Raw genomic sequence first — 9939 nt, 5'->3', positions numbered from 1 at the left:
GCCCGGGAACGACGCCGGCGCGGCCTGCAACAACCACCGCGCAGCGTCCGGGTGGACCGGCTGGCCGCGGCCCCGCAGTTGCGGCCGAGCCTGATGAGGAAGAGGCTCCGCGCCAGATCCGTCGCGGCCCCGGCGGCGCCGCGCGTCCCGCGCCTCCCCCGAAGACCACCCACAAGCCCGGCCCGCAGAAGGAGCGCGGCCGCCTCACCGTGGTCACCGCGCTCAACGCCGACGAGGTGCGCGAGCGCTCGATCGCCTCGTTCCGCCGCCGCACCCAGCGCCTGAAGGGCCACGCCTCGAACGAGCCGAAGGAAAAGCTCATCCGCGAGGTGGTCATTCCGGAAGCGATCACCATCCAGGAACTCGCCAACCGCATGGCCGAGCGCGCGGTCGACGTCATCCGCATGCTGATGAAGCAGGGCGCGATGCACAAGATCACCGACGTGATCGACGCCGACACCGCGCAGCTGATCGCCGAAGAACTGGGCCACACCGTCAAGCGCGTTGCGGCATCGGATGTCGAAGAAGGCCTGTTCGACACCGTCGACGATTCCACCGATACCGAGACGCGCTCGCCCGTCGTGACCGTCATGGGTCACGTCGATCACGGCAAGACTTCGCTGCTCGATGCGCTCCGCCACGCCAACGTCGTCTCCGGCGAGGCCGGCGGCATCACCCAGCACATCGGCGCCTATCAGGTGGTGTCGCCCGAAAGCGGCAAGAAGATCACCTTCATCGACACGCCCGGCCACGCCGCGTTCACCGCGATGCGCGCTCGCGGCGCCAAGGTCACCGACATCGTCGTGCTGGTGGTCGCGGCCGACGACGGCGTGATGCCGCAGACGGTCGAAGCCATCAACCACGCCAAGGCGGCGCGGGTGCCGATCATCGTTGCCATCAACAAGATCGACAAGCCCGACGCCAGGCCCGAGCGCGTGCGCACCGAGCTGCTCCAGCACGAGGTGCAGGTGGAGTCCTTCGGCGGCGAGGTCGTCGACGTCGAGGTGTCCGCCAAGAACAAGACCAATCTCGACAAGCTGCTCGAGATGATCGCCCTCCAGGCCGAAATCCTCGACCTGAAGACCAATTCGCATCGTCCGGCCGAAGGCACCGTGATCGAGGCCAAGCTCGATCGCGGCCGCGGTCCGGTCGCGACCGTGCTGGTGCAACGCGGCACGCTCCGGGTCGGAGACATCATCGTCGCCGGAGCGGAAATGGGCCGTGTCCGCGCCTTGATCTCCGATCAGGGCGAGACGGTGCAGGAGGCCGGTCCCTCGGTGCCGGTCGAAGTGCTCGGCTTCAACGGTCCGCCGGAGGCCGGCGATCGTCTCGCGGTGGTCGAGAACGAAGCCCGCGCCCGTCAGGTCACCAGCTACCGTGCGCACCAGAAGCGCGAGAACGCGGCAGCTTCGATCTCCGGCATGCGCGGCTCGCTCGAGCAGATGATGTCGCAGCTGAAGACGGCGGGCCGCAAGGAATTCCCGCTGATCGTCAAGGCCGACGTGCAGGGCTCGCTGGAAGCGATCCTCGGCTCGCTGGAGAAGCTCGGCACCGACGAAGTCGCGGCCCGCATCCTGCATGCCGGCGTCGGCGGCATCTCGGAATCCGACGTGACGCTCGCGGAAGGCTTCAACGCCGCGATCATCGGCTTCTCGGTTCGTGCCAACAAGGAAGCCGCTGCGGCCGCCAAGCGCAACGGCATCGAGATCCGCTACTACAACATCATCTACGACCTCGTGGACGACGTGAAGAAGGCGATGAGCGGTCTGCTCGCGCCGACCTTGCGCGAAACCATGCTGGGCAATGCCGAGATCCTGGAGATCTTCAACATCTCCAAGGTCGGCAAGGTCGCCGGCTGCCGCGTCACCGACGGCACCGTGGAGCGCGGCGCCAATGTGCGCCTGATCCGCGACAACGTCGTCGTGCACGAAGGCAAGCTGTCGACGCTCAAGCGCTTCAAGGACGAAGTGAAGGAAGTCCAGTCCGGCCAGGAATGCGGCATGGCCTTCGAGAGCTATCACGACATGCGTGCCGGTGACGTGATCGAGTGTTATCGCGTGGAGACGATCCAGCGCTCCCTGTAAGTCCAAATCTTACCGAAGCGTTCGGATCTTTTTGAACTGAAATTGCGGGAGTGCGATGGCCGGATTTTTTCCGGCCATCCACCCCTCTTCGTTTCAACAGGACAAATGACAATGCCCGTGTCCCGGCACGGGCACGACGAGGTGATTTTCGAGAATGCCACGCCACCATCAGAAGAAGGGTTCCGCGCCCGGCGGAGGCTCGCAGCGTCAGTTGCGCGTCGGCGAGCAGGTCCGCCACGCGATGGCCGACATTCTGGCGCAAGGCAATGTGCATGATGCCGACCTCGAAGGTCACATCATCACCGTGCCGGAGGTGCGGATGTCGCCCGACCTGAAGCTCGCGACGGTCTACGTGATGCCGCTCGGTGGCCGCGACACCGAGATCGTGATCGCGGCGCTCGAGCGCAACAAGAAATTCCTGCGCGGCGAGGTCGCGCGGCGCGTTAACCTGAAATTTGCACCTGACATTCGCTTCCGCGTCGACGAGCGATTCGACGAAGCGGAACGGATCGAGAAGCTTTTGCGAACACCTGCGGTGCAGAAGGACTTGGACAAGGATCTGGAACAGAATCCGGCTTCGGATCGGGAAGAAGAGCAATGACGATGGACCCGGCTCACGGCACGATCGGCGACAACGATGCCGATCAGCGCGAGGCGCAGAAAAATAATTTTGCGGATGTGGGAGGCGATGCTCGGCCGCATCAGGAGCCGCGCCGCGTCAACAACGATCCGCGCGCCAGGCAGCAGAAGGGCAATCAGCCGCGCCGGGACCGCCGCGACGTCCACGGCTGGGTCGTGCTCGACAAGCCGATCGGCATGACCTCGACGCAGGCCGTTGCCGTGCTCAAGCGCCTGTTCAACGCCAAGCGCGCCGGGCACGCTGGCACGCTCGATCCGCTTGCCTCGGGCGGGCTGCCGATCGCGCTCGGCGAAGCCACCAAGACCGTTCCCTTCGTCATGGACGGCCGCAAGCGCTACCAGTTCACGGTCTGCTGGGGCGAGGAGCGCGACACCGACGACATCGAGGGCCGGGTCACCGCGACCTCCGACCAGCGCCCGACCCGCGACGCCATCCTGGCCCTCTTGCCCCGCTTCACCGGGGTGATCGAGCAGATCCCGCCGCGCTATTCCGCGATCAAGGTCCAGGGCGAGCGTGCCTACGATCTCGCCCGCGACGGCGAGGTCGTGGAGCTGGCGCCCCGTCCGGTCGAGATTCACCATTTAACCCTTGTGGATCAACCGGATAACGACCACGCCGTGTTCGAGGCCGAGTGCGGCAAGGGCACCTATGTCCGGGCGCTGGCCCGCGATATGGGCCGGATTCTTGGCACTTATGGCCATATCTGCGCGCTCAGGCGGACCCTGGTCGGCCCATTTGGCGAAAACGACATGATTCCGCTGGATCAGCTGGAGGCTTTGTGCGATAGAGCCGCGTCCGGCGAGGGCAGCCTCGCCGACGCGCTTTTGCCCGTTGAGACCGCGCTGGACGACATCCCGGCACTGGCCGTCACTCGGGCTGATGCGGCAAGGCTCCATCGGGGCCAAGCCGTTTTGTTGCGCGGACGGGATGCGCCCACTTGTAGCGGCACAGTCTATGTCACGGTGGCAGGCCGGCTTCTCGCGCTTGCTGAAGTCGGCAATGGCGAAATCATCCCCAAGCGTGTGTTCAACCTGACCGGCCTGACTGCCAGCTCCGGTCGCAACGAGAGAAATTGACGATGTCGATTGCCGCAGAACGCAAAGCGGAAGTCATCAAGACGAATGCCACCAAGGCCGGTGACACCGGCTCGCCCGAGGTTCAGGTCGCGATCCTGTCGGAACGCATCAACAACCTCACCAACCATTTCAAGACCCACGTGAAGGACAACCATTCGCGTCGCGGCCTCTTGAAGCTGGTCTCGACCCGCCGCTCGCTGCTCGACTACCTGAAGAAGCGGGACGAGGCGCGTTACAAGGCGCTGCTCGAGAAGCACAACATTCGTCGCTAAGTGTTCCCACGCGCGCCGCCGGCGCGCGTTTTCGTGCGTGGTTTCGAGCGAGAGCGTTTATTTAAAGCTTTTTGATCGAAGCTGCGCGCGCGTCGGATGCGGAACGTTGACGAGTCGCATCCGGGGCATGATGAGCGAAGACCTAAGATTTGGTGTTCGCGTTCGTGCCGACTGACAGTCCAGCAGCAATCCGGCGGCTGGGCACAACGGGCAAGGCGCCCGTATGACCCGAAAGGATGGACGCCATCCGAAATCCAAAAACCATGGCAGGATCGCAGGACGCTGATCACCCGCTTCGATCAGCGCCCCGCAATCTTGCGCATGGTTTTTGTTTTTCGATGGCCGTCCCTTCTTTCGAGAACCCATGAAAGAAGACCACTATGTTCAATAAGCATTCAGTCGAGATCGACTGGGGCGGACGCCCACTCAAGCTCGAAACCGGCAAGATCGCGCGCCAGGCCGACGGCGCCGTCGTCGCCACCTATGGCGAGACCGTGGTGCTCGCCACCGTCGTCGCGGCGAAGGCCCCGCGCGAGGGTGTCGACTTCCTGCCGCTGACCGTCGACTACCAGGAGAAGACCTACGCTGCGGGCCGCATCCCCGGCGGCTATTTCAAGCGCGAGGGCCGTCCGACCGAGAAGGAGACGCTGGTCTCCCGCCTGATCGACCGTCCGATCCGCCCGCTGTTCGTCGACGGCTGGCGCAACGAGACCCAGGTGATCGCCACCGTGCTGTCGCACGACATGGAGAACGACCCGGATATCGTCGCGCTGGTTGCATCGTCCGCTGCGCTGACCCTGTCCGGCGCCCCGTTCAAGGGTCCGATCGGCGCAGCGCGCGTCGGCTTCGCCAATGACGAGTTCATCCTCAATCCGACGCTCGACGAGATGGTCGACACCCAGCTCGACCTCGTCGTCGCCGGCACCGCCGACGCCGTGCTGATGGTGGAATCGGAAGCCAAGGAGCTGAACGAAGACATCATGCTCGGCGCCGTGATGTTCGGTCACCGCCACTTCCAGCCGGTGATCAACGCGATCATCGAGCTCGCCGAGAAGGCCGCCAAGGAGCCGCGCGAAGTCACCGTGATCGACAACGCCGCGCTCGAGAAGGAGATGCTCGGCCTCGTCGAGCAGGAGCTGCGCGCCGCCTATGCGATTCCCGTCAAGCAGGATCGCTACGCCGCGGTCGGCAAGGTCAAGGAAAAGGTGATCGCCCATTACTTCCCCGAAGGGCAGGAGCCGAAATACGACAAGCTCCGCGTCGCTGGCGTGTTCAAGGAATTGGAAGCCAAGATCGTTCGCTGGAACATCCTGGACACCGGCAAGCGCATCGACGGCCGCGACAGCAAGACGGTCCGCAACATCATCGCCGAAGTCGGTGTGCTGCCCCGCGCCCACGGTTCGGCGCTGTTCACCCGCGGCGAGACCCAGGCGATGGTCGTGACCACGCTCGGCACCGGCGAGGACGAGCAGTACATCGACGCGCTGTCGGGAACGTACAAGGAAACGTTCCTGCTGCACTACAACTTCCCTCCCTATTCGGTCGGCGAGACCGGCCGCCTCGGCGGCACCAAGCGCCGCGAGATCGGCCACGGCAAGCTGGCCTGGCGCGCGATCCATCCGGTGCTGCCGCCGCACCACGAGTTCCCCTACACGGTGCGCGTGGTCTCGGAGATCACCGAATCCAACGGCTCCTCGTCGATGGCGTCGGTCTGCGGCGCCTCGCTGGCGCTGATGGATGCCGGCGTGCCGTTGAAGCGGCCGACCGCAGGCATCGCGATGGGCCTGATCCTCGAGGACAAGCGATTTGCGGTTCTCTCGGACATCCTCGGTGACGAGGACCATCTCGGCGACATGGACTTCAAGGTGGCCGGCACGGAAGCGGGTATCACCTCGCTCCAGATGGACATCAAGATCGAGGGTATCACCGAAGAGATCATGCGCGTCGCCCTTGGCCAGGCCAAGGACGGCCGCATCCACATCCTCGGCGAGATGGCGAAGGCCCTCACCGCGGCCCGCGCCGAGCTCGGCGAATATGCGCCGCGCATCGAGACCTTCAAGATCCCGACCGACAAGATCCGCGAAGTGATCGGCACCGGCGGCAAGGTGATCCGCGAGATCGTCGAGAAGACCGGCGCCAAGGTCAACATCGAGGACGACGGCACCGTGAAGGTCGCCTCCAGCGACGGCGAAGCCATGAAGGCCGCGATCAAGTGGATCAAGTCGATCGCGTCAGAGCCGGAAGTCGGCCAGATCTATGACGGCACCGTCGTCAAGGTGATGGAATTCGGCGCCTTCGTGAACTTCTTCGGCTCCAAGGACGGCCTCGTCCACATCAGCCAGCTCGCGGCCAACCGCGTGCAGAAGACCTCCGACGTCGTCAAGGAAGGCGACAAGGTCAAGGTCAAGCTGCTCGGCTTCGACGACCGCGGCAAGACCCGCCTGTCGATGAAGGTGGTCGATCAGACCACAGGCGAGGACCTCGAGGCCAAGGAGAAGGCCGCCGAGGGCGAGAATGCTCCGCGCGAAGCGGCCGGCGAGTAAGCCTCGGGACTTTGCCAGAAATACGAAGGGCGGCCGAAAGGCCGCCCTTTTTTGTGTTCGCTCCGGGTGATCTGCGCCCCCTCTCACGCAAGCGGGAGAGGGGAACCGGCCTCACGCCACGATATCGTAGCGGTCGAGGTTCATCACCTTGGTCCAAGCCTTGGCGAAGTCCTGCACGAACTTCTCCTTCGAATCCGAGGTCGCATAGACCTCGGCGAAGGCGCGGAGCTGCGAGTGCGCGCCGAAGATGAGATCGGCGCGCGTGCCGGTCCACTTCACCGCATTGGTCTTGCGGTCGCGTGCCTCGTAGCTGCCGTCGGCGACCGGCGTCCATTGCGTGCTCATGTCGAGCAGGTTGACGAAGAAGTCGTTGCTGAGCGTACCCACCTTCGACGTGAGGACGCCGTGCTTCGAGCCGTTTGCGTTGGCGCCGAGCACGCGCAGGCCGCCGACCAGCACCGTCAGCTCAGGTCCGGTCAGCTTCAGAAGCTGCGCGCGATCGACGAGGGCTTCCTCCTGCTGCAGGAACTGATTCTTCTTGCCGACATAGTTGCGGAAGCCGTCGGCCCGCGGCTCGAGCGGCGCGAAGGACTCCGCATCGGTCTGCTCCTGCGAGGCATCCATGCGGCCGGGCGTGAAGCCGACCTTGACGTCGACGCCGCCATCCTTCGCGGCCTTCTCGACCGCAGCCGTGCCGCCGAGGACGATGAGGTCCGCGAGCGAGACCTTCTTCGCGCCTGACGACGCGTTGAAGTCCTTCTGGATCGCTTCGAGCTTGCCGAGAACCTTGGAGAGCTGAGCCGGCTGGTTCACCTCCCAATCCTTCTGCGGGGCCAGGCGGATGCGCGCGCCGTTGGCGCCGCCGCGCTTGTCCGAACCACGGAACGTCGAGGCCGACGCCCAGGCGGTCGAGACCAGCTCGGACACCGAGAGGCCCGACGCCAGGATCTTGCTCTTCAGCGCCGCGACGTCCTGGTCGCCAACCAGCTCGTGATTCACGGCCGGAATCCGATCCTGCCAGATCAGCGCTTCCTTCGGCACCAGCGGGCCGAGATAACGCTGGATCGGGCCCATATCGCGATGGGTCAGCTTGAACCAGGCGCGGGCGAAGGCGTCCGCGAACTGATCGGGGTTTTCCAGGAAGCGGCGCGAGATCTTCTCGTAGGCCGGATCGAAGCGCAGCGAGAGGTCGGTCGTCAGCATCGTCGGGCGATGCTTCTTCGACTTGTCGAAAGCATCGGGAATGATCGCGTCGGCGCCCTTGGCCGTCCACTGATTCGCGCCGCCCGGGCTCTTCGTCAGCTCCCATTCGTACTTGAACAGGTTCTCGAAGAAGTTGTTGCTCCACTTCGTCGGCGTCGTCGTCCAGGTCACCTCGAGACCGCTGGTGATGGAATCACCCGCGAGACCCGACGCGTGCTTGCTCTTCCAGCCGAGGCCCTGATCTTCCAGCGCGCCCGCTTCCGGCTCCGGACCGACCAGCGACGGGTCACCCGCGCCATGGGTCTTGCCGAAGCTGTGGCCGCCCGCGATCAGCGCGACGGTCTCTTCGTCGTTCATCGCCATGCGGGCGAAGGTTTCGCGGATGTCCTTGGCCGCGGCGACCGGATCCGGCTTGCCGTTCGGGCCTTCCGGGTTGACGTAGATGAGGCCCATCTGCACCGCGCCGAGCGGCTCGGCGAGCTGACGCTCACCGCTGTAGCGCTCATCGCCGAGCCAGGTGCCTTCCGGACCCCAATAGAGCTCTTCCGGCTCCCAGACGTCGGCGCGGCCACCCGCAAAACCAAACGTCTTGAAGCCCATCGATTCCAACGCGACGTTGCCGGCGAGAACCATCAGATCGGCCCAGGAAATCTTGCGGCCGTATTTCTGCTTGATCGGCCAAAGCAGCCGGCGCGCCTTGTCGAGGTTGGCGTTGTCGGGCCAGCTGTTCAGCGGAGCGAAGCGCTGCTGACCGGCGCCGGCACCACCGCGACCGTCGGTGATGCGGTAGGTGCCCGCGCTGTGCCAGGCCATCCGGATCATGAGGCCGCCGTAATGACCGAAGTCGGCGGGCCACCACTCCTGCGAGTCTGTCATCAGAGCGGTCAGGTCCTTGATGACCGCATTCAGGTCGAGCGACTTGAATTCCTTGGCATAGTCGAATTCCTTGCCCATCGGGTCGGACAGGTCGGAATTCTTGTGCAGCACCTCGACGTTGAGCTGCGTCGGCCACCAGTCGCGGTTCACGCGCGTGGGTTTTCCGCCCGAAAACGGGCACTTTGAAGTGTCGTCCATGAATACCTCCTCTGGCGGCGTCGAACTCGCGCCCTTGACCAGGTAGAACCACTCTAAGCTCCGCGTTCGATCAGGTGAAGTTGACTTTAATGATCGCTGCAATAAGATTTTCTGATGCTCAATGTCACTCTGCGGCAGCTCCGGTATTTCGACGCGCTGGCGCGTCACGGTCATTTCGGCCGCGCGGCCGAGGCCTGCTCCATCTCGCAACCGGCCTTGTCGATGCAGATCAAGGAGCTGGAGGAAGCGCTCGGCGGCCTGCTGCTGGAACGCAGCGCGCGCCAGGTGGCGCTGACCCGGTTCGGCGAGGAACTCGCGCAGCGCGTCCGCGACATTTTGCGCTCGGTCGATGAGCTCGGCGATTTCGCCCGCGCCTCGCAGGATCGTTTCGCGGGCCGCTTACGCATCGGCATGATCCCGACCATCGCGCCCTACCTCCTGCCGAAGATCACCAAGAATCTCACGCGCATGCATCCGGAGCTCGACATCCGCGTGCGTGAAACCATGACGCCGCGGCTGATCCAGGAGCTCGTCGAGGGTCGGCTCGACACCGCCATCGTGGCGCTGCCGGTATCGGAGCCTTCGCTCACTGAGGTCGCCCTGTTCGAGGAGAAATTTTTGCTGGTGCGGCCGGGCGCGGATGAAGGCACGCCGGTGCCGTCGCGCGAGATGATGCGCGAGATGCGGCTTCTGCTGCTCGAGGAGGGGCACTGCTTCCGCGACCAGGCGCTCTCCTTCTGCAACATGCAATCGGCACCGCCGCGCGAGATGCTGGATGCCAATTCACTCTCGACACTGGTGCAGATGGTCAGCGCCGGCATCGGAGTCACCTTGATCCCGGAGATGGCGGTACCGGTGGAGACGCGATCGGCCTCGGTCTCGCTGGCGCGCTTCCGTGACCCCGAGCCGTCCCGCACCATCGGCATGGTCTGGCGCAAGACCAGCCCGCTGGCGCGGCAGCTGCTGCAGATTTCCGAGGTGGTGTGCCTGTCGGCCGGCAAGGTGCGCACCCGCCAGAGCGTACGCAATCATCGAGCTTGAGGCCAG

General features: G+C 64.8%; 7 protein-coding genes. 6 read left to right on the top strand and 1 reads right to left on the bottom strand.

The window, feature by feature from the left end:
* The 5 genes from infB to pnp all read left to right on the top strand — a co-directional run.
* Positions 1-2084, top strand: a 2084-nt coding sequence (infB, locus tag XH87_RS15805; protein WP_271587986.1) for a translation initiation factor IF-2, incomplete at its 5' end; no start/stop codon positions are given.
* A gap of 154 nt (positions 2085-2238) precedes the next feature.
* Complete coding sequence (rbfA, locus tag XH87_RS15800) at positions 2239-2685, top strand: 30S ribosome-binding factor RbfA (RefSeq protein ID WP_158669051.1); 447 nt, start codon at positions 2239-2241, stop codon at positions 2683-2685.
* Positions 2682-3800 (top strand): tRNA pseudouridine(55) synthase TruB, encoded by a 1119-nt coding sequence (gene truB / locus XH87_RS15795; RefSeq protein ID WP_271587985.1) that lies wholly within the window; start codon positions 2682-2684, stop codon positions 3798-3800. Before rbfA ends, truB begins: the two co-directional genes overlap by 4 nt.
* A 2-nt stretch (positions 3801-3802) precedes the next feature.
* Entirely contained in the window at positions 3803-4072 is a 270-nt protein-coding gene (gene rpsO, locus XH87_RS15790; protein WP_018644188.1) for a 30S ribosomal protein S15, read from the top strand.
* Positions 4073-4452: 380 nt separating this feature from the next.
* On the top strand, positions 4453-6615 hold the full coding sequence (gene pnp, locus XH87_RS15785) for a polyribonucleotide nucleotidyltransferase (RefSeq protein ID WP_035704285.1): 2163 nt from the start codon (positions 4453-4455) through the stop codon (positions 6613-6615).
* Between the two features lie 111 nt (positions 6616-6726).
* On the opposite strand, the gene katG is transcribed toward pnp, so the two are convergent.
* Positions 6727-8892, bottom strand: a complete 2166-nt coding sequence (gene katG / locus XH87_RS15780; protein WP_271587984.1) for a catalase/peroxidase HPI — start codon at positions 8890-8892, stop codon at positions 6727-6729.
* A 114-nt stretch (positions 8893-9006) separates the two neighbouring features.
* Here katG and XH87_RS15775 point away from each other — a divergent pair, with 114 nt between their 5' ends.
* Positions 9007-9933 carry a hydrogen peroxide-inducible genes activator gene (locus XH87_RS15775; protein ID WP_271587983.1) on the top strand — a complete coding sequence of 309 codons (927 nt, stop codon included), beginning with the start codon at positions 9007-9009 and terminating at the stop codon, positions 9931-9933.
* Positions 9934-9939 lie beyond the last annotated feature (6 nt).

Source organism: Bradyrhizobium sp. CCBAU 53415, assembly GCF_028128735.1.
Lineage (GTDB): Bacteria > Pseudomonadota > Alphaproteobacteria > Rhizobiales > Xanthobacteraceae > Bradyrhizobium.
Note: the sequence above shows the minus strand (reverse complement) of the source record. Positions and strands in the feature narration are given on the sequence as shown.

Coding starts and splice junctions, on each gene's coding strand:
- rbfA (WP_158669051.1), top strand. CDS start 2,239: ATGCCACGCCACCATCAGAAGAAGGGTTCCGCGCCCGGCGGAGGCTCG.
- truB (WP_271587985.1), top strand. CDS start 2,682: ATGACGATGGACCCGGCTCACGGCACGATCGGCGACAACGATGCCGAT.
- rpsO (WP_018644188.1), top strand. CDS start 3,803: ATGTCGATTGCCGCAGAACGCAAAGCGGAAGTCATCAAGACGAATGCC.
- pnp (WP_035704285.1), top strand. CDS start 4,453: ATGTTCAATAAGCATTCAGTCGAGATCGACTGGGGCGGACGCCCACTC.
- katG (WP_271587984.1), bottom strand. CDS start 8,892: ATGGACGACACTTCAAAGTGCCCGTTTTCGGGCGGAAAACCCACGCGC.
- XH87_RS15775 (WP_271587983.1), top strand. CDS start 9,007: ATGCTCAATGTCACTCTGCGGCAGCTCCGGTATTTCGACGCGCTGGCG.